Genomic DNA, 19,135 nt, shown 5'->3' on the forward strand with positions numbered 1-19,135 from the left:
GGTCAACTCTCCTGCACGACGGTCAACATCCCGTCAACCCGCCGCAGCGGCCCCGGCGCCGCGCGAGACCTGGCTCACACCCCGCACTTTTTACCAAATCAAAAGGTTCCGCGGCTGATCCCGTCCGTACTCCCCTGCGTCCGACCCCCGCCGTCCCTTGGCGGGACCCCCGACCGGGCAGGAGGCACGGTGCGCTTTTCGCGGAACGCGATGGGAACCCTCTTCGTGGGCGGTGCGCTCAGCATCACCCTCGTCGCGCTCGCCTATCCGTCGATGCTCGGGGTCAGCAAGGTCAGCAGTTCGCCGGACCGCGTCATCGCGCAGACCCAGTGGGGACCGCTGACGGAGGGCGACCGGGACTTCGTGGTCAAGGTGCGGGCGGCCGGGCTGTGGGAGTACCCGGTCGGCCAGATGGGTCTGAAGAAGGGGCAGAGCAAGGCGGTCATCACCGCCAGCAAGCACCTGATCGACGGCCACGCGGCGCTGGACGCCAGCTGCCGCAAGATCGGCCCCATGCTCAACATCGCGATACCCAACCAGCCGAGTCCGCAGCAGCAGGGGTTCATCAACACCCTGAACGCCGACAGCGGCGCGCAGTTCGACAAGGACTTCGCCAACATCCTGCGCATCACGCACGGCTCGATCTTCAACACGATCGCGAAGATCCGCTCGACGACCAAGAACACCCTGGTGCGCACGCTCGCCGACCAGGCCAACGACACGGTCCTGGACCACATCACGGTGATGGAGCAGACCGGTCTGGTCGACTTCGACCAGGCCCTCTTCCAGCAGACGACCCCTCCGAAGCTGCCCTCCTCGGACCTGACCCCGCCGCCCCCGGTCGCGGGCCAGCCCGAGGTGGTCCTCACCCCGCCGGTGGACAGCACGACCCAGCCGCCGGCCCTGCCCGGCGAGTCGTCGGGCCAGGCCGCCACCCCGAGCCCGACGGTGCGGTGACGACCGGGCGCGTCCGGTGCGGTGACCACCGGGCCGAGGGCAGCGCGGTGACGACCGGGCCGAGGGCAGCGCGGTGACCACCGGGCCGAGGTCGGTGCGGTGACGACCGGGCGCGTGCGGTGCGGTCAGGCGAGCCAGACGGTGGTGTCCGGGTCCAGCCGGCCGTCCTCGACCGGCGCGCTGCTCAGCAGCACCTCCCCGGGCGGCAGCCGGACGGCGGTCGCGGAGAGGTTGGTGACGCACCGCCAGCCGTCGCAGCGGGTGAAGTGCAGGACTCCGTCGGGGGCGTCCTGCGCCCAGGTCAGCGACTCGCCGTCGAGCAGCTTGCGGCGCAGCCGCAGTGCCCTGCGGTACAGCTCCAGGGTGGAGCCCTCGGCTCCGTCCTGCGCCTCGACGGAGTACGCCGCGAATCCCGGCGGCTGCGGCAGCCAGGCCCGGCCCGGCCCGAAGCCGTACGACGGCCCCGTCGTCGTCCACGGCAAGGGCACCCGGCAGCCGTCGCGGCCCTTGCGGACGTGGCCCGTCTGCTCCCAGATCGGGTCGTGGAGCACCTCGGCGGGCAGGTCCGCGACCTCCGGCAGGCCGAGTTCCTCGCCCTGGTAGAGGTACGCCGATCCGGGCAGCGCCAGCATCAGCAGGGTCGCCGCCCGGGCCCGGCGCAGCCCGGCCGCCCCGTCCACCGCGGGGGCGTGCCCGCCGGACAGCAGCCAGGCGTTCTCGTCGGTGCCCGGCGGCAGCATCAGCCGTGAGGCGTGGCGTACGACGTCGTGGTTGGACAGCACCCAGGTCGCGGAGGCGCCCACCGTGCCGGCCGTCCGCAGCGAGGAGGCGATCACCCGGCGCAGCTCATCGGCGTCCCAAGGGGCCTGCAGATACTCGAAGTTGAACGCCTGGCCCAGTTCGTCGGGGCGGGCGTACAGCGCGCGCCGGGCGTCCGGCACCCAGGCCTCGGCGACGGCCGCGCGGGGCGGGCGGTAGGCGTCCAGGATGGTCCGCCAGTCGCGGTAGATCTCGTGCACCTCGTCGCGGTCCCAGTAGGGGTGACTGCCCGGCTCCGTGCGCAGCAGGGCCTCCTCCGCGACCCGGGGCAGGTCGCCGAGGTCGCGCAGCGGTTCGCTCAGGTCCTTGGCCAGGGCGTGCGCGACGTCGACGCGGAAGCCGTCGACGCCGCGGTCGGACCAGAAGCGCAGGGTGGTGCGGAAGTCCTCGCGCACCTCCTCGTGGGACCAGTTCAGGTCCGGCTGCTCGGGCGCGAACAGGTGCAGGTACCACTGCCCGTCCGGCACCCGCTGCCACGCGCTGCCGCCGAAGACGGACTGCCAGTCGGAAGGCGGGAGTTCGCCGTGCGCGCCGCGGCCGTCGCGGAAGACGTAGCGGTCGCGGGCGGGCGAGTCGGGGCCGGCGGCGAGGGCCTCCTGGAACCAGCGGTGCCGGTGGGAGGTGTGGTTGGGGACCAGGTCGACGAGCACCTTCAGGCCGAGCCGGTGGGCCTCGGCGACCATGGCGCCGAAGTCGTCCAGCGTGCCGAGGCGCGGGTCGACGTCCCGGTGGTCGACGACGTCGTAACCGCCGTCGGCGAGTTCGGAGGGGTAGAAGGGGCTGAGCCACAGGGCGTCGACGCCGAGGGCGGCGAGGTGGGCCAGGCGCTGGGTGATCCCGCCGAGGTCGCCGAGCCCGTCGCCGTCGGCGTCGGCGAAGCTGCGGGGGTAGACCTGGTAGACGACGGCCTGCCGCCACCAGTCGGGGTCCTTGGACGAGAGGTCGGGCACGGGGTGGTTCACGTGCTCCCCTTCGGACGGGCCGGAGAAAAGACGACAGACACAACTCTGTAGACACAACTCTGTCCGGACAGCCCGCCGGGTGAACCCGGAACGCCCCGGTAACCTCCGGCTCCGGGGGTTCGTCGGCTCGTCCGGCCCCTCGTCCGCCGCGTCGTGCGCGGCGCGTCCACCGCGCGTCCGCCCCGGTGTGCGCCGCGCGTCCGCCCCGCGCGCAGGCCCCGTCGTACGCCGCGCGCGTCCGCGTATCGGGGTGCGGCCGCGCGCCCCGCGCGTCCGGTCAGCCGCCGTTCGAGCCGCCGTCCCAGCCGCCGTCCGCCCCGCAGTGGGCGAGCAGTGCCTGTACGTCCGGGTCGACGACCCGGTAGCGCACGACGCGGCCCTCCTTCTCGCCGGCCACCACGCCGGCGGCCCGCAGCAGCCGCAGCGCCTGGGACACGGCGGGGTCGTTCATACCGGTCGCGATCGCCAGGTCGGACACGGCGAGGGGGCCGGTGCGGTGCAGGGCGAGGAGCAGCGCGAGCCGTTTCGGGTCCGCGAGCAGGGAGAAACGGTCGGCCCAGGCGCGGACGCGGCCCGCGTCGCCGATGGCGGCGATCGCGTCGCACACCCGGTGGCCGTCGATGGCGCGGCGGTCCGCGCGGTCGGCCGGGACGAGATGCATGGAACCATCCTCGCAGGCGTCCCTCTGTGATCTTCGATACCTGCGCATGTGTGCAGCTATGCAGGAGAGGGGCCCGGCCCCTACGGTGGGCGGGCCGTGGTGTTCGGGAAGCCGGTGCGATGCCGGAGCGGCCCTCGCCACTGTGATCAGGGAGTTGCCGGTCCACGTCCCCTACGGGACAGCCACTGGCCGCCGCGAGGCGGCCGGGAAGGCGGGCCGGGAACGCACGACCTGAAAGCCAGGAGACCGGCCACGGCAGCTCACGAAGTGATCCACGAGGTGCTGGAGCGTGACCGTATGACCGACCCTGCCCACAACTCTGCCTCCTTCCGCTGGCGGCGCGAGGACACGGTGAAGACGGCCGGCCTGCTGGCCGTCATCGCCGCCCTGCACGTCGCCGCGTTCGGCATCCTGTTCCTGCTCGTCGCCCCCGGCCACTACGAGGTCGGCACCCGCACGTTCGGCATCGGGCTCGGCGTCACCGCCTACACCCTCGGGATGCGGCACGCCTTCGACGCCGACCACATCGCGGCGATCGACAACACCACCCGCAAACTGATGGCCGACGGCAAGCGGCCGGTGTCGGTGGGGTTCTGGTTCGCGCTCGGGCACTCCAGCGTGGTGATCGTGCTGGCGGCGATGACCGCGGGCGGCACGCACCTCGCCGACCGGGTGACCAACCGCGACTCGTCCGTCCACCAGGTCCTCGGCTTCATGGGGACGACGGTCGCCGGCACGTTCCTGTATCTCATCGCCGCGCTCAACCTGGTCGCCCTGGTGGGCATCCTGAAGGTCTTCCGGGTGATGCGGGCGGGCACGTACGACGAGCGGGAACTCGAACGGCACCTGGAGTCACGGGGGTTCGTGAACCGCTTCCTCGGCCGCCTCACCCGGTCGGTCTCCCGCCCCGGCCAGATGTACGCGGTCGGCTTCCTGTTCGGGCTCGGCTTCGAGACGGCCACCGAGGTGGTGCTGCTGGCGATGGCCGGTTCGGGCGCGGCGGCCGGCCTGCCGTGGTACGCGGTGCTGTGCCTGCCGCTGCTGTTCACCGCGGGGATGTGCCTGTTCGACACGCTCGACGGCACGTTCATGAACTTCGCCTACCAGTGGGCCTTCTCCAACCCCGTGCGCAAGGTCTACTACAACGTCACCATCACCGGCCTGTCCATCGCCGTCGCCTTCGTCATCGGCACGATGCAGCTGGCCGGTCTCGACGTCGGCGACGTCGGCTACGTCATCGTCGGCCTGTTCGTGGTCGTCTGGGCGGTGGCCGTGACGTACTGGCGCCTGGCCAGGGTGGAGCAACGCTGGGCGGCCCGGCCGGCGAAGGCGGACTGAGCGCGGCCGGAAGGGCGGGTCAGGAGCGGCTGGTCCCCCGTTCCACCGTCGACAGGTACAGGCGGACGAAGCGGGGGACGTCGACGTCCAGGGCCACGTCCACCAACGGCCGGCCGCGGCCGCCCTCGTGGATCTCGGACTCGCCGGGGCGGGCGCGCCGGTCGACGACGGTCTGGCCGCGGGTCGGGCCGGGGGCGAGGGAGACCTCGACGGGCAGCAGCCGGGTGGTGATGCCGGCCGGGTCGGCGACCGAGCAGACGGCGCCCGCGTCGCCGAGGCCGCCGGCCGGGTCGTCGCCGTCGGGGTCGGGCGCGGAGGGGCGGTGGGCGAGCAGTTCGCCGGCCAGGCGGGCGCCCGGTTCCGTACTCGCCCGCAGGCGCCGTACCTCTGCGGCCGGCACGACGACCCGCTGGAACACGTCGAGGCCGTACATGGTGATCGGCACGCCCGCGGTGAGCAGGATCGCGGCCGCCTCCGGGTCGTGCCAGACGTTGAACTCGGCGACCGGCGTGGCGTTGCCGGTCGCCACCGCACCGCCCATGAAGACGATCCGCTCGATGTTGCGGGTCACCTCGGGGTGGGTGCGCAGCAGCAGGGCGATGTTGGTCAGGGGCGCGGTGGGGATCAGGGTCACCGGGCGCGGCGAGCCGAGAATCTCCCGGCGCAGCAGGGTCACCGCGTCCAGGCCGGACGGGGTGCGGGCCGGCGCGGGCAGGCCGAGGTCGCCCATGCCGTCGTCGCCGTGCACGTGCCGCGCCGACCGGACGGGCTCGATCAGCGGGCGCTCGGCGCCCCGGCCGACGGGGATGTCGGGGGCGCCCGCCTGCTCCAGCACGGTCAGCGTGTTGCGGACGACGCCGTCCACGTCCGTGTTACCGGCGACGCAGGTGACCGCCCGCAGGTCGAGCCCGGGATGGCGGACGGCGAACAGCAGGGCCAGGGCGTCGTCTACACCGGTGTCGCAGTCGATGATCACCGGTATGGGCTGACCGGTCACGGCAGGCTCCTCTCTCCTCGGACAGTGACCTTACGCAGCCGCTGTCAGCCGGTCACCGCGGACCCGTCACCGCAGGCCCGTCACCGCGCACCCGTCACCGCGCACCCGTCACCGCGCACCCGTCACCGCGCACCCGTCACCGCGCACCCGTCACCGCGCACCCGTCACCGCGGGCGGCGATCCGTGCGGCGACGCCGACCGCGTCGCCGGGCGGCGATCCGGTCCGGCCGTTCGCCGGCCGACGGGCTCCCGGGCACCGCCAGCTGCCCCGCAGCCGTATGGCTCCCGGCCGCTCCGCAGCCGTACGACACCCGTCCGCCCCCTTGGCCGCCCATGGCCGCCCACGCACGGCCCGCGCACCGCCCATGGCCTGGTACGGACACGCTCCGGCACCGCCGGGCGGAGACAGGCGGGCGCGCTGCACGGAGTCGCCGCAGGCGAGGCCGCCGGGCGCCGGGCCGGGGGCCACGGGACACAGGCGAAAGGCAACGGGCCCTGGGCCAGGTCGCCAGGCACCTGGTGACCGGCGACGGGCCATGAGCACGGGCCACGGGCCACAGTCGCCAGGCACGGGCCAGGTCGCCAGGCACTTGGCGACTGGCGACCGGCGACGCCCAATGGCCAACGACCAACGACCAACCGGCCACGAGCCACGGCCAATGGGCGACGGCTGCCAGGCAACGGGCACCTGTCGACGACCGACGTTGACCGACGGGAGACAGACGACGACCGACGTTGACCGACGGGAGACGGACGACGACCGACGGGCCACGGGCGACAGACGACAGGCCATGAACCAGGCCGGGCACCTGGTGACCGGCGACGGGCCAGTGGCGATGACCGAGAGGCGACGGCCGACAGCCAACCGGCGACAGGCGGCGGGTTCTCGGCGGCGGCCGACAGACGGCGGCCGAGGGCCGGCGCGCAACGGGCGCCTGGCGACGCCCGACAGGCCTTGGGCGACAGCGGACAGGCACGGACCAGGCACCTGACGACTGGCGACCGCCAACCAGCGACGGGTTCTCGGCGGCGGCACGACGGGCGACCGCCGACCGGCGATCGCCGACCGCCAAGCAGCCACAGCCAACCGGCGACCGGCGACCGGCGACCGGCGACCGGCGACGGGCCACGGGTGACACGGGCCACCGGTGACGGCCGACCGGCGACGGCCGACCCGTGACGGCCATCCGTGACGCGCGGCGGGTTCTCGGCGGCGGCCGTGGGGCGGCGGCCGACAGACGGCGGCCGAGGGGCGGCGGCCAACCAGCCACAGCCAACCCGCCACAGCCGCAGCCAACCCGCGACGGCCGACCCGCGACGCGCGGTCGGGGCTCGGTGGCGGGCGGGTGGGGCGGTGCCGTAACCCGGACGGCCCGGCGCACTGGTGGGGGCCGGGAGGCGGTGGTCCCGTGGAAGACGTACCGATCTTGGAAGCTGCCCGGCTCAGGAGGCCCCGATGACCCGCACCCCGGCCCGCGTCCTCGTCGTCTCCGCGCTCTGCGCGGGCGTCCTGCCGGCCGCGGCGGCCTGCACGGCCGGCCCGTCGGCGTCGCGGCAGCCCACGCCCGCCGCCTCCCGCGCCGCCACGCCCTCCCCGGCCGACGCCCTCTCCTCGCGCCCGCTCACCCGGGACCAGGCGCAGGCCGCCCTGCTCACCCCGGCCGACCTCGGCCCGTCCTGGACCCCCACCCAGGGGGCCGCGACCTGGCGGGACGGGCTGCTGAAGGCCACCGCCAAGGCGCCGGACTGCGGGCGGCTCCTCGACGCCCTGTACACCGACGACCTGTTCGGCGCCGGTGCGCGCGTCGTCGCCGAGACCGGTCTCGACGACGCCGTGGACGGGTCCCAGCTGCGCCAGCAGGTCCGCGCCCTCGCGCCCTCGGCCGTCGACCGGAAGCTGGCCTGGCTGCGGACGCTGCCGCGCGAGTGCGCCGGGTTCACGGCGGCCACCGCCCAGGGCTACGTGCAGGACGTCAAGGTCACCGAGGCCGTCCTGCCGGAGGCCGGGGACGCCCGCCAGGGCCTGCGGGTCACGCTGAGCGGCCAGACCGACTACGGCGAGCGGAGCGTTCTCACGCTGGACGTCGCCGTCGTCCGGGCAGGCGCGGACACCGTCGTCCTCACCGACGGCGGCCTGGGTGCCGTCTCCCCCGACACGACCCGCACGGCCGTCGAGACGGCGGTGCGGCGTCTGACCGACGTACGCAGGCAGGGGCGGGCGGAGATCTAGGCCGGGGCCGGGCCGTGGGCGGCCCCGGACAGGGCGAGAGGGCGACGCCCGCGCCGGACCGGCCTGGCCGGGGACCGCGTTTCCGCCTCACTCGTGGTCGAAGCGCAGGTGGTGTTCCACCACGTCGCGGGCCACGTCGACGACGGTGCGGTCGCGGGCGAAGGCGTGGCCGCGCAGCCGGGCCAGGGCCTCCTCCGCGGAGACGCCGAGCTGTGCCATGACCATGCCGGTGGCCTGGTAGACCTCGTCCTGCTCACGGGCCAGGCCGGCCGGCCAGCGCACCCCGTCCCGGCCGTCGTCGTCCCCCCACGGCATGATCAGCAGGGCTGCCGTCACGACCCTGGCCATGAGCCGCGCGGTGTGCAGGTCGCGGTCGCTGAGCCGGCCGGGGGTGTCGCGGTAGAGGTCGAGCGTGCCCACGCACACCGTCTCGTTGCCCAGCGGCATCGAGTACATCGCCCGGATCCCGGCGGCCGTGGCCTTCTGGGCGAAGACGGGCCAGCGCCGGGCGTCCGTGCCGGTCGCCAGGTCGCAGGCGAGCACGGCCTCGCCGGCCTCCAGGGCGGCGTGCCCCGGCCCCTCGCCCAGCGTCGCCTCGACGTCCTCCAGGTAGGCGGCCTGTGCGTCGCTGGCGCCCAGCCGCACCGGCAGGCCGTCCGTGTGCAGCGTCACGCCGGCGCTCGTCACCGGCAGCAGGCTGACCGCGACGTTGCACAGGCGGGCCGGGATCTCCCCGGGGCCGGTGTCGCGCAGCCACTCGGCGATCGCCTCGACGCCGGGTGCCCGGTCCCGTCCGGCGTCACCGGGGCTGTCTGGAGGCTCGGACCTGGGCCCCACTGCCACCGCCTCCTTCACTCGCAGGAGGGCCTTCGTCGTCCGGGGGTTCCGGTACGGGGCGCTGCCGCCCGTGGCCCGGACGCCGCCCGACTACCCGTGGCCCCAGGCCCGAAACGCCTGTTCCGGCCGCGCCCGCCCCCGCGTCTCGTACGAATGCGATACGGATGCGATACCGATGCGATACCGATGAGACACGGATGAGATACGGATGGCAGGACGGGCGCCGCATCCGCCGGAACCCCGCGGCGGCGAGCGCCGGCCCGGACGGGTCACACAGGAGGCTGTGCGGGGGCGGGCCCGAGGGTGGTGGTGCCGGGCGCCGTACGGTGTCCGAGCCCGGTCCGGTACGCGTCCAGCGCCGCCTCCACCCGGCCGGTGCGGCGCAGCAGGTCGCCGAGCAGCCGGCACAGGTCGGCCAGGTCGCCGGCGGCGCCCGCCCGCTCCAGCAGGCTCAGGGCGCGTACGTAGTGCTCCTCGGCGGCCTCCGTGTCGCGGGCGTCCTCGGCGATGATGCCGAGCAGGCGGTGGGCGGCGGCGGAGTGCAGGGCGCCGCGGTCGGGGCTGAGGTCGCTGAGGACGTGGTGCAGCAGTCCGGCCGCCTCCTCGGACTTCCCGCGCCGGTGCAGCACGTCGGCGAGCTCGACGGCGGCCTGGCTGCCGTAGAGGGCGGCGCGCCCGGCCGCGAACATGGCCAGGGCCTGCCGCAACTCCTGCTCGGCGCGCTCGAGTTCGCCGTTCTGCGCGTACACGTAGCCGCGCATCCAGTGGCAGTTGGCGAGTTCGGTCCGCAGTTGCAGTGTCCGGTACAGCTCGGCGGCCTTGGCGAGGGAGGCGTCGGCCTCGGCGACACGGCCCTCGGCGAGCAGGGTGCGGGCGACGGACCGGTGCATGCGGGCGACGAGCGCGGGGTCGCCGGCCTGCGGGGCGAGCGCGAGCGCGAACTCGGCGGCCTGGGCGGCCCGCGCGTGCGCGCCCATGTCCATGTACGGCCCGATGATGCCGGCGTACAGCAGCAGCAGCGCGTCGGGGTCGTGCAGTCCGCCCCGGTTCAGCTCGTCGAGGGTGGACTCGAGGAGGTAGACGGCGTAACGGAGTTCCCCGGCGAGGTAGTGGGAGACGGCGCGTCCGCGCAGCGCGGGCACCCGGGCGGGCAGCGGCGCGTCGGCGAGCACGTGCTCGCAGCGCTCGAAGTGGTGGCGGGCGGCGGCCAGTTCGCCGGTGTCCAGGGCGCACTCGCCGAGTCCGAGCAGGGCGGCGGCCTGCGCGTCCACGAGGTCGTGCTCCTCGGCCTCGGCGAGCAGTGCGGCGTACTGCTCGGCCGCCCGCGCGGCCTCCCCGGTGGCGAGCGCGCGCTGGGCCTCGGTGAGCCGGAGGCGCAGGTCGGTGGCGAGGCGGGCCGGACGCCCGGTGACCAGTTCCTGGTACGCCACCCCGAGCCGCTCGGCGATGTGCCGCAGCGCCGCCTCGGAGGCCCGCACCCGCCCGGCCTCCAGGGTGGATATGTAGGCCGGCGTGTAGGCGGGCTCGGCGAGCTGCCTCTGCGTCATCCCGCGCTCCGCCCGCAACCGCTGCACCCGGCGCCCGACGGTCTCCGGATCGTCCCGCTCCTGCATCGCCAACTCCCCCTGCAGCCCTTGCCGTTGCCCCTCGCCCGCCCCTAGGTTAAACCGGGGATTAAACGCGTTTAACCCGTGCCGTTGAGAGGTGGCCGTGCTCCGACACATCTCCGAGCGTCATGCCAGAGGGTTCGGCGCAGCCGTCGTCGCGGTGGTCGCCCTGCTGCTGGCCGCCAACGCCGGCCCGGCCAAGGCGGCGGACCTGCGGCCCACCGCCGACCGGGTGGCCGCGACCGTCCTGCACCTTCCCCAGGGCGGCTGACGGGCGGACGCTCCGGCCGGTCCGGTCGGTCCCGCCACCCCCCTCGGTCCCTCGGCCCCGCCAGTCCCCTCGGTCCCTCGGGCCCGCCAGTCCCCTCGGTCCGGTCGGTCCCGACCAGTCCCCTCGGTCCGGTCGGTCCCGTCAGTCCGGCAGGGCCTTGCGGAGGGCCTTGTCCAGTCTTCTCGCCAGCGTCTCGTCGTCCGGTGCGCTGTCGCCGAACAGGGTGCCGAGCTGGGTCCAGCTGATGCCGCCGCTCAGGTCGGTCTGCTGCACGCGGGCCCGACGCAGCCAGTCCCGCCGGTAGTAGAGCAGGCCGACGTCGCTGTTGAACGGCGCCGCGTACACCCGTCCGTCCCAGCGGGCGGTGTCGGCCACGGACGGAATGACGTCGGCGTCGATCATGCCGTCCGGCAGCGGGCGCACCAGGTGCGCGGCGGCGAACTCCGGTACCCAGGTCACGTCCAGGTTGACCACGTCGTAGGTCGCGCTGCCGGACTGGAGGGCGCCGAGCAGCTGGCTGCGCTGTTCGTCGGCGCTGCCGGGCAGTTCGACCAGCCGGGCGCTGTAGCGGGTGTGCTGCAGTTCCTGCTGCCGGTTCCAGGCGTCGATGAGCTGCTCGCGTACGCCGTTCTTGCCGGTGACGTCCCGGCCGCTGGCTATCACGATCTGGCCTGGCACCTCCTCGTCGGAGGGCGGCTGCGGCCCGCCCGAGCAGGCGGCCGACAGGAGCAGCGCCAGCAGCGCCGCGGTCCGCCCCACGGCCCGCACAGCCCGCAGGCCCCTCATGTCCCGCAGGCCCCTCATGTCCCCGCAGGTCCCTCATGGTTGTGCCGCACGGCCGGAAGGTCGCCGGGCACCCCGTGCGGCGGCTTCGTGTGGTTGTACTCGGACACGCCGACCAGCAGCGCGCGGTTCACCTTGCCACGCCCGTCGAAGCGGCTCACCGGGCGGCCTACCTGTCGTCGGGTCCCACACCGTCGACGTCGGCGCCGGGCGGTTCACCGTTCTCGACGTCCCGGCGGTTGGAACGCCAGGCCTGGACGGCGAGCCTCACCTGTTGCACCAGCTCCCCAAACACGACGGACGTGCCCGCATCGACCAAGTGCACGACGATCTCCGAGCCGATGCCCATCGGGGCACCCGGTTCGGCGTCGGTGCGTCTGCGGACGTCGATCCGCAGCTCGCCGGTGCGCGCCAACCGGTCGAGTGGTGTCTCCCGCTCCAGCCACTTCTTCAGCGCGCCGATGTCGCTCTCGCTCGCGGTCCGGTCCAGCCGTACGCGAATCTCGTGGTCGGCCACTCCATCCCCCTCAGCCATGACACACCGTCATGGCACCGGGGTCACCGACCGGGGAGGGTCGGTTCGACACTGCGTCACAATTGGCTCAACCCTGTGTCTGCAACTGACCGAGCTGGCGCCGGACATGTTCCAACGCGCCCTCTCTGCGCCCCGGCACGCGGGAGCGCAGGTCCGCCAGCAGGGAGCCGAGTTCCCGCGCACCGGCCGGGTCGCCGATCAGCCCCCACTGGTGGTGCGCCCGGTCCACGGCCGCCTCGACGGCCGGCGCGTCCGGCGCCTGTCCGGCCGACAGCCGCGCGGCGGCCACCGCCAGCCAGGTGCGGCAGCTGCGCACCGGGTCCCCGGCGAACATCGCCAGGTCGGCCCGCACTTCGGCCCAGTGCAGCGCCTCCTCGGAGCCCGGCCCGTGGGCGCGCAGGGCGGCCTGTTCGTGCCGGGCGGCGAGGGCGTCGGCGTCCGCGTGCCGCCCGGACCGGACGGCGTCGGAGATGACGGCGTGCGGGTCGTCGCCGGCGTCCGCCGCGGCGGCGTCCGGCTCCTCGGGCGCCTGCGAACCGGGCGGTCCGGTCAGGCGGGCGGCCCCGCCGGAAGCGGCGGAAGGCTCGGGGGGCTCGGAAAGCTCCGGGGGCTCGGAGGGCTCCGCGGGCTCGGAAGGCTCCGCAGGCTCGGAGGGCTCCGCAGGCTCGGAGGGCCGGGGCACGAAGGCCGGGCCCCCGGCGCCGGAGACCACCGCGGCCGACGCCGGCGCCGACGCGGGCGCGGGCGCGGCCGCGGCCGCCGACGCGGGCGCGGGCCCGGCCGCCAGCGCCGACCCCGCCGCGGGCGCCAGCAGCAGGTCCCCGTAGCCGTCGCTGCCCAGCCGCGCCACCGCCTGCTGGTGGAGGTCCGCCAGTTCCGGCCGGTGCCCGCTGCGCAGGATCGTCGCCACCGCCTTCATGTACGCCGGCACGGCCACCGCGCGCCGGCCCGGCGGCGGCGCGATGCGACCGTAAACGGCGTGGCCGGGCCCCGAGTCGAGCGGGTGGGCCCGCAGCCACTCCCAGGTCTCCGGGTCGGCGTGCAGGTCGAGGAGGAGCGAGGTCGTCCCGGCCGGCCGCAGCCGCAGTTCCTCCCGGATCCAGTGCCAGGGCAGGGCGGTGTAGCGGACGGTGGCGGGCGTCGTACGGGCCAGGGCGAGATGCGGCAGGCGCTGGCGGCGGTCGAGCTGGAGCTGGCCGGTGACGAACACGGTCAGCGGGCCGGTCGCGGCCGCGGCGGCCCGCAGCCGGGTCAGCACGGCCTGCGGCTCCAGGGGGTCGGCGAGTTCGACGACGTTCGCGGTCTCGGTGCCGGACAGCACGGCGGGCGGGACGGCCGCGAGGACGGGGAGCACCGAAGCGGCGTCCACCAGGCACCCCTTGCCCGCCGGCGATGCGGCGAGCAGCAGCACGGTTCCGGGCATCGTTCCCTCCCCATCCCCCGTCGATCACGTACGGCAGCACCGTAACGGCTGCGGGTGCAAAGGGGGGCCTCAGGACGGCAGACGCACCCGTCCGGGTTGCCCGGACGTGACGCGTCGCACGGCGAAGATCGTCGCGTCGTCGGCGAGCCGCCCGCCGCAGTGCCGCAGCGTGTCGTCCCGGACGAGGGCGACCAGGCGCCGCGGGTCGGCGGTCCCCGGGTCGGTGGCGACGGCGCCGGCCACGTCCACGAGGAGGGGGTAGAACACCCCGTCGTCGTTGCGGGCCTCGGTGACGCCGTCGGTGGTCAGCAGCAGGGTCTCGCCGGGGGCGACGGGCACCCGGTGCACCGGGGGCGGCCCCTCGTCGGTCAGATCGGCGAGGCCGAGCGGGAGGCCGTCGCCGGGCGGCAGGACGCGCACGCCCGCGGGGCCGACGACCAGCGGCGGTTCGTGGCCGAAGACGACGACGTCGACCGCGCCGGGGCAGTCCTCCGGGAAGCCGAGCAGCACGGCGGTGGCGAAGCGTTCGCCGTCGTCCCGGCCGAGGGCCGCGGTGTGCTCACGGTGGCGCGTCATCCGGATCTCCAGACGCTCGGCGATCGTGATCAGGGAGGCCTCGTGGTAGCCGGCCTCGCGGAACGCGCCGAGCAGCGCGGCCGCCGCCTCGACCGCGGCGAGGCCCTTGCCCTGGACGTCGCCGAGCAGGACGCGGGTGCCGTGCGGGCCGGGCTGGACGTCGTAGAAGTCGCCGCCGACCCGCGCCTCGACGTCGGAGGCGAGGTAGACGGCCGCGTGGTCGAGGCCGCCCCAGCCCGGCGGCAGGGGGCGCAGCACGGTGCGGCGGGTGGTGTCGGCGATGTCCCGCATGTGCAGCATGCGGCGCTCGCCGCGCAGCCGCACCGCGCAGGCCAGGACCGCGAGGACGCCGCCGACGGCGACGAGGATGAAGTCGGGCAGGCCGCTCTGGTACTGGTGCGGCCAGGACCGGTCCCCGATGACGTACGCGCCGAGGGCGAGCGCGGCGAAGGCGGCCGTGCCCCACAGTCCGCAGATGGCGGCGGCGATGCCCGGCACCAGCACGATCCACGAGATGATCCGGAACTTGCCGGTGCTGTTGAAGTCGATGGCCATGATGCCGATGAGCAGCAGCAGCGGAGGGAGCCAGGCGACGCTGCGTCCGCGCACCCGCAGCAGCTGGTGCCGGTACAGCACGTCCTCGCGCCCGGCCCGCGGCACCCGGTGGAGCGGAGCCCGGCCGCCGCCCGCCCACCTCGGCACCCGCCCGCTCATGAGCCCCAGCGAAGCACGCGTCCGCCCCCCGCGCATCCGGACGGGAACCGGTCGCGTCCGCCGACTTGCCAGGACCCCCGCGCCGGTGTGCTCTGGAAGCCGGGGCGAGGAGGAAGGAGTGCTCCCATGACGCACGCGGCACCCAGGCGCGGCGGACTGGTCAGGCCCACCCGCACACCCGACGTCTTCGACGAACGCGTCCACACGGCGGCACGGTACGGGGTACCCGTCGCCCTCGGGCTCATCTACGGCTACTGGGCGGCGGCGAACCGGCGCGACGGCGGCCCCATCACCGGCTGGAACTTCCTGTTCGGCTTCGTGACCGGGGTGGTGTTCATGGTGCTGTGCATCGCCGTGGCGGTCCTCGCGCCGCGGCTGAAGCGGGAACTGCACTCGCTGACGAAGTCCGCGTTCGCGGGCGCGGCGATCGCCTTCCTCTTCAACCAGAGCGGCGCGTCCGTGCTGGAGTGCGTGGCACTGGGCCTCGCCGTCACGGCGGGCGTCTTCGCCGTCTTCTTCTACCGCTACTACACACGCGAGGACGCAGCGGGCAACCGCATCCGCTGACCAACGCCACCACCGGGCCGGGCCCCGGCCGGACGGCGACGAGACGCGACCGGCTGGCGACGCGACACGCGGGACGACAACACGGCGACACGGGCGGCACGCCGGCAGCTGCCGTCGCCGGGCCGCGCCGTCGTCTGGCCGCCCCGCTGCCGGGCCGCCGGCCTCGCCGTATCGCCGCTGCGTCGCGGGGTGCCCGGCGACGGCGGGATGCGGCAGACCGTAAACGGCGTGCCGGGAGCGGCACGACCGGCCGACCCGGGTCGGCAGCGGCCGGCAGCGCGGCCCGGCGGCGGGACGACCAGGCGCGTGTCCGCCGGCGGCCCGGCCGGAGGACACGGCCCGGCAGCGACGCCGACGGCCCGACCTGGCGGCGGCCAGGCGGCGGGGCAGCCGCACGGCGGCATTGCCCGGAGCCCGGCCGCGGACGCCCCGCGGCCGATGCTCATACGACGGCCCGGTACCCCTGCCAGCCCGTCGCGATCTTCGTGCGGCCGCCGAACGACCCCTTGCCGTCACCGCTGTTGCGGTACACGTTGCCGTTGGTGTCGCGCGAGACGAGGTCCGTCCTGCGGTCGCCGTTGAGGTCGACCGCGACGAGGGCGTTGTAGGAAGCACCCCAGTTGGAGAAGACCTTCACGCGGGCCTCGAACGTGCTCTTGCCGGTGCCGGTGTACCGGTACAGGTTGTTCGACTTGTCCTGGGCGAGCAGGTCGCCGTCGCCGTCGCCGTCGAGGTCACCGACCCCGACGACCTTCTTGTACGTCCGCCAGTCGCCATAGAGCTTCACGGGCGCCGACAGCTTGCCCGTGCTGGTGCCCTTGTACAGGTAGACCGCGCCGGTGGAGGCGTTCCGGGCGATCAGGTCCGGGCGGCCGTCACCGCTCACGTCACCCGGCGCGGTCAGCACGTCGTACTGGTTCCAGCCGGAGGTGCCGAGCGAGGTGTACGGCGTCGAGGGCGTCACCGCCTTGCCGCAGGCCGGGCGGTACGCGCGCAGGGCGCCGCTGTTCAGCCGGACCAACACGTCGTTGCAGCGGTCGCCGTCGAGGTCGCCGAACGGCACGAACTTCGCGGTGGTGGGCCAGCCGGCGCCGGAGACCTTGGCGCCCAGCGTGCCCGTACCGGTGCCGCGCTGGACGGTGAGGGTGCCGGAGGAGTCGAGGGTCAGGACGTCACCGATCCCGTCCTGGCCCGCGTGGTCGCGCGGAGCCGCCGCTCCGGCCGTGACCGCGACGCTGCCGGAGAGGCTGAGGGCGGCGCCCTGGCCGTCGGCGGGCTGGGCGGTGAGCGTCCAGGTGTAGCTGCCGTTGGTGACCGGGCGGCCCGCGGAGTCCTTGCCGTCCCAGGCGGCCTTGAGCAGGCCGCGGGCCTCGGAGCCGGACAGGGTGCGCACGGTGGCGCCGGACGCCTTGTGGCGGACGGTCACCGTCCAGGATGCGGCGGGCTTCGACAGCCACCAGGTGCCGGACCAGTTCGCGGCCCCGGACGTGACCGTGGAGTCGATGGCCGACAGCGCGGATGCCGGAACGCCGGTCGGTACGAGGTGGACGCGCTGCTCACGGTCGACGTAGGCGACGCCGCCGCCGAAGCGGTCCACCGTCCAGTTCAGACCGGCCCAGAGGTTGTCCCGGCCGATGTCGGTCCAGTCGGCCAGCTTACGGCTCGGCAGTTCCGTGTGATCGCCGCTGGACGGCAGTCCGCCGTGCAGGTCGACGAGGTTCAGCCCACTGCTCGCCCCGATGCCGCCGACGCGCTCGACGAGGTAACCGTCGCCGAGGAGAACCCTGTCCGACGGGGCGGTGGCGGTGCGCTTGGCCGCACGGTCGTAGACGCCCGAGCCCTGCGCGGTGCCCCAGGCGTCCTCACAGGTCCAGTACACCCAGCGGCCCACGGCCTGGAGGTCGGACGGGGTGCAGCCGTTGCGGGTGGTGAAGGACTCGACGGCGGTGCCGGACGGGAGCCGGGTGGCCGTGACCTTCCCTCCGGTGGCCGCGCCGCTCCACAGCGTGTTGCCCCAGACCGCCGCGGCGACCCGGTCCCGTTTCTGCAGGACCTTGCCGGCCGAGCCGTCGGCGAACTCGCCGATGTACTGCCGGCCGGAGGATGCGCCGTCGACGACCGCGTACCGTCCGGAGAGGTCCTTGAGCTGCGGGTCGGAGTCGCCCGTGTCGAGGGTCGGGCCCCAGTCCTTGGCGCCGTTGGTGCGCAGCATGGTCAGGCCCGACTCGGTGGAATAGCGGCGACCGTGCCGGCCGGCGCCGTCGGCGAACATCCGGATGCAGTGGCCGGTGCCGTCGGTGCAGTCGCCGTCCTGTCCGCTGACCAGCCCGTCCACCGTGGTCCGGGCCACGCTCGGAGTGCCGCCCGTGGTGAACCAGGTGCTGCGGTAGGCGCCGCGGATGGTGTCCGGCTCGTAGAGCGTGCTGTTGTCGGCCGTGGTGAGGATGCCGCTGCCGAGTGACAGCCCGTGGACCTGCGCGGGCATCGGCTGTACGGCGGTCACCCGGTCACGGACGACGGAACCGTCGGCGCCCCGGGCCACGCGGTACACGCCCCAGTCGAGGTCGCCCTGTCCGACGTACTGTTCCGCCCCGGCCACGAGGACGGAGCCGTCCGGTGCCTGGACGATCCGCTGGGCGGCCGGGTCCATGACCTTGGCCATGTGGGTGCCCGTGCCGTCGGTCGTGAGCGCCCACAGCGGCTGGCCCCGGTACTTGTTGTCGCCGGGCGACATCGGCTCGACGCCGAGCAGCGCGTCGCCGACGATCCCGTACGTGGCCTGGTAGCTCAGGGAGCCCGTGTCGAAGGTGCGGGGCGCCTTGGCCAGGTCGTCACGGTCGTACAGGTCGGCCTTGGCACGCCCGCCGCGGAGCCGCAGCACCGAGTCGGCGCCCAGCCGGAAGCCGGTCACCTCCCAGGTGTCGTCGGGGGAGACCCGATCGGGCAGCGGGCTGTACACACCGGTGGCGAGGTCGACGATGCCCCAGTGGGCCGAGCCCTCATCGCCGGTTTCGTAGCGGAGGATGACGGACCGGGCGTCGCCGTCCTCGACGACGATGCCGGACACACCGTCCGGCAGCCCGGTCACGGGCGTCCGCACGACCCCGCCCCCGTCCTGGACCCGCCACATCTGGTAGGCGTTCGGGTTTCCGTTGAAGCCGCTGGTGCTGGTGAGGACGGTGGAGCCGAAGGTGCCCCGGTAGGTGTGGTACTCGGGCACCGGCACCACGGCGGTGCCGCCGGAGTCGCCCGCACCCTGGAGGAGGGTGACCTGGGAGTCCTCCTCCGAGTAGAGGGCGACGGTGTCGGACCCGTCCCCGTAGTGGCCGGGCTGGAAGGAGGCGGACTCCTGGAAGTAACCGTCGTCGATGTCGTACTGGACCGGGACCTCCAACCGCTGCTCCAGCTCGGTCGTGGTTCCGGTGGCGTACTCGGTCCACAGGAGCCGGTCGTCGCCCTCCTGAGCCCAGAGGAAACCGCTGGTTCCCGCGTTGAGGATCTGTGTGGCCCTGGGGACGGCACGCGGGGCGGCGGGCAGCACGACCTCGGCGGCCGACTGCGACGCGGCTGCCGCCGACTGCGGTACTGCGGCCAGCGGGAGACCGAGAGTCAGCGCCGTCGCCAGGACGGCCGCGGTACGTGCCGCCGGCGAACCGATGCGTACTGAACGAGGACCAAGAACGGGTCTGCGGCCGTGTCGGCCGAGTCGGACCACCATTCCTCCTGGAAGGCAAGAAGAAGGCATGGCGGGACGTGCGGCGACGCCCTGGCATTCCCGGCCCCCCGGCCAATCCCCCCACGCGCGTGAGGGGAGCCTAACAGCATGTCCATGACCGGCTGCCGCGCACGACGCGGACC

The 19,135-nt window shown here is 74.4% G+C and carries 15 protein-coding genes, 1 pseudogene and 1 riboswitch; of the genes and pseudogenes, 5 read left to right on the forward strand and 11 right to left on the reverse strand.

Annotated elements, in window-relative coordinates:
• Positions 1–225 precede the first annotated feature (225 nt).
• Entirely contained in the window at positions 226–957 is a 732-nt protein-coding gene (locus tag AB0G63_RS14435) for a DUF4142 domain-containing protein (RefSeq protein ID WP_360749620.1), read from the forward strand.
• A gap of 125 nt (positions 958–1,082) precedes the next feature.
• On the opposite strand, the gene AB0G63_RS14440 is transcribed toward AB0G63_RS14435, so the two are convergent.
• Positions 1,083–2,738: a glycoside hydrolase family 13 protein gene (locus AB0G63_RS14440; RefSeq protein ID WP_360749453.1), complete on the reverse strand. Its 1,656-nt coding sequence runs from the start codon at positions 2,736–2,738 to the stop codon at positions 1,083–1,085.
• Positions 2,739–3,015: 277 nt separating this feature from the next.
• The gene (locus AB0G63_RS14445; RefSeq protein ID WP_360749456.1) at positions 3,016–3,399 is read right to left on the reverse strand and encodes a metalloregulator ArsR/SmtB family transcription factor; all 384 of its coding nucleotides are present in this window, start codon (positions 3,397–3,399) and stop codon (positions 3,016–3,018) included.
• An 80-nt stretch (positions 3,400–3,479) separates the two neighbouring features.
• Positions 3,480–3,669: riboswitch (cobalamin riboswitch) on the forward strand.
• Positions 3,670–3,696: 27 nt separating this feature from the next.
• On the opposite strand from AB0G63_RS14445, the gene AB0G63_RS14450 reads away from it, so the two are divergent.
• The gene (locus AB0G63_RS14450) at positions 3,697–4,737 is read left to right on the forward strand and encodes a HoxN/HupN/NixA family nickel/cobalt transporter (RefSeq protein ID WP_360749459.1); all 1,041 of its coding nucleotides are present in this window, start codon (positions 3,697–3,699) and stop codon (positions 4,735–4,737) included.
• A gap of 19 nt (positions 4,738–4,756) precedes the next feature.
• On the opposite strand, the gene AB0G63_RS14455 is transcribed toward AB0G63_RS14450, so the two are convergent.
• A complete protein-coding gene (locus AB0G63_RS14455) occupies positions 4,757–5,734 on the reverse strand; it encodes a nucleoside hydrolase (RefSeq protein WP_360749462.1) in 978 nt (325 codons plus the stop codon).
• A 1,456-nt stretch (positions 5,735–7,190) separates the two neighbouring features.
• Between AB0G63_RS14455 and AB0G63_RS14460 the strand changes: the two genes are divergently transcribed.
• The gene (locus AB0G63_RS14460; RefSeq protein ID WP_360749465.1) at positions 7,191–7,964 is read left to right on the forward strand and encodes a hypothetical protein; all 774 of its coding nucleotides are present in this window, start codon (positions 7,191–7,193) and stop codon (positions 7,962–7,964) included.
• Positions 7,965–8,051: 87 nt separating this feature from the next.
• Here AB0G63_RS14460 and AB0G63_RS14465 read toward each other — a convergent pair whose 3' ends face one another.
• Complete coding sequence (locus AB0G63_RS14465) at positions 8,052–8,801, reverse strand: GAF and ANTAR domain-containing protein (protein WP_360749468.1); 750 nt, start codon at positions 8,799–8,801, stop codon at positions 8,052–8,054.
• A 269-nt stretch (positions 8,802–9,070) separates the two neighbouring features.
• A complete protein-coding gene (locus AB0G63_RS14470; RefSeq protein WP_360749471.1) occupies positions 9,071–10,414 on the reverse strand; it encodes a helix-turn-helix transcriptional regulator in 1,344 nt (447 codons plus the stop codon).
• 91 nt (positions 10,415–10,505) lie between these two features.
• Here AB0G63_RS14470 and AB0G63_RS14475 point away from each other — a divergent pair, with 91 nt between their 5' ends.
• The gene (locus AB0G63_RS14475) at positions 10,506–10,679 is read left to right on the forward strand and encodes a hypothetical protein (RefSeq protein ID WP_360749474.1); all 174 of its coding nucleotides are present in this window, start codon (positions 10,506–10,508) and stop codon (positions 10,677–10,679) included.
• 267 nt (positions 10,680–10,946) lie between these two features.
• Here the strand turns inward: AB0G63_RS14475 and AB0G63_RS14480 are convergent.
• The 5 genes and pseudogenes from AB0G63_RS14480 to AB0G63_RS14500 form a co-directional block, all read right to left on the reverse strand.
• Positions 10,947–11,465, reverse strand: a pseudogene (locus AB0G63_RS14480) (extracellular solute-binding protein); the annotation flags it as partial.
• A gap of 14 nt (positions 11,466–11,479) precedes the next feature.
• Entirely contained in the window at positions 11,480–11,623 is a 144-nt protein-coding gene (locus AB0G63_RS14485; RefSeq protein ID WP_360749477.1) for a hypothetical protein, read from the reverse strand.
• A gap of 8 nt (positions 11,624–11,631) precedes the next feature.
• On the reverse strand, positions 11,632–11,997 hold the full coding sequence (locus tag AB0G63_RS14490) for a hypothetical protein (RefSeq protein WP_360749480.1): 366 nt from the start codon (positions 11,995–11,997) through the stop codon (positions 11,632–11,634).
• A gap of 67 nt (positions 11,998–12,064) precedes the next feature.
• On the reverse strand, positions 12,065–13,420 hold the full coding sequence (locus AB0G63_RS14495) for a hypothetical protein (protein WP_360749483.1): 1,356 nt from the start codon (positions 13,418–13,420) through the stop codon (positions 12,065–12,067).
• Between the two features lie 69 nt (positions 13,421–13,489).
• Positions 13,490–14,710, reverse strand: coding sequence for a PP2C family protein-serine/threonine phosphatase (locus AB0G63_RS14500; RefSeq protein ID WP_360749486.1), 1,221 nt, complete (start codon positions 14,708–14,710; stop codon positions 13,490–13,492).
• Between the two features lie 126 nt (positions 14,711–14,836).
• Between AB0G63_RS14500 and AB0G63_RS14505 the strand changes: the two genes are divergently transcribed.
• Positions 14,837–15,277, forward strand: coding sequence for a hypothetical protein (locus AB0G63_RS14505; protein ID WP_360749489.1), 441 nt, complete (start codon positions 14,837–14,839; stop codon positions 15,275–15,277).
• Between the two features lie 442 nt (positions 15,278–15,719).
• Here AB0G63_RS14505 and AB0G63_RS14510 read toward each other — a convergent pair whose 3' ends face one another.
• Positions 15,720–18,995 carry an FG-GAP-like repeat-containing protein gene (locus AB0G63_RS14510; protein WP_360749492.1) on the reverse strand — a complete coding sequence of 1,092 codons (3,276 nt, stop codon included), beginning with the start codon at positions 18,993–18,995 and terminating at the stop codon, positions 15,720–15,722.
• Between the last annotated feature and the right edge of the window lie 140 nt (positions 18,996–19,135).

Origin of the sequence: Streptomyces sp. NPDC020996 (assembly GCF_040641355.1) — a bacterium.
Classification (GTDB): Bacteria; Actinomycetota; Actinomycetes; order Streptomycetales; family Streptomycetaceae; genus Streptomyces.

What these genes read in the sequence shown, in the direction of transcription:
- AB0G63_RS14500 (WP_360749486.1), bottom strand. Translation starts at nt 14,710, where the DNA reads ATGAGCGGGCGGGTGCCGAGGTGGGCGGGCGGCGGCCGGGCTCCGCTC.
- AB0G63_RS14505 (WP_360749489.1), top strand. Translation starts at nt 14,837, where the DNA reads ATGACGCACGCGGCACCCAGGCGCGGCGGACTGGTCAGGCCCACCCGC.
- AB0G63_RS14460 (WP_360749465.1), top strand. Translation starts at nt 7,191, where the DNA reads ATGACCCGCACCCCGGCCCGCGTCCTCGTCGTCTCCGCGCTCTGCGCG.
- AB0G63_RS14495 (WP_360749483.1), bottom strand. Translation starts at nt 13,420, where the DNA reads ATGCCCGGAACCGTGCTGCTGCTCGCCGCATCGCCGGCGGGCAAGGGG.
- AB0G63_RS14470 (WP_360749471.1), bottom strand. Translation starts at nt 10,414, where the DNA reads ATGCAGGAGCGGGACGATCCGGAGACCGTCGGGCGCCGGGTGCAGCGG.
- AB0G63_RS14445 (WP_360749456.1), bottom strand. Translation starts at nt 3,399, where the DNA reads ATGCATCTCGTCCCGGCCGACCGCGCGGACCGCCGCGCCATCGACGGC.
- AB0G63_RS14490 (WP_360749480.1), bottom strand. Translation starts at nt 11,997, where the DNA reads ATGGCTGAGGGGGATGGAGTGGCCGACCACGAGATTCGCGTACGGCTG.
- AB0G63_RS14450 (WP_360749459.1), top strand. Translation starts at nt 3,697, where the DNA reads ATGACCGACCCTGCCCACAACTCTGCCTCCTTCCGCTGGCGGCGCGAG.
- AB0G63_RS14510 (WP_360749492.1), bottom strand. Translation starts at nt 18,995, where the DNA reads ATGGTGGTCCGACTCGGCCGACACGGCCGCAGACCCGTTCTTGGTCCT.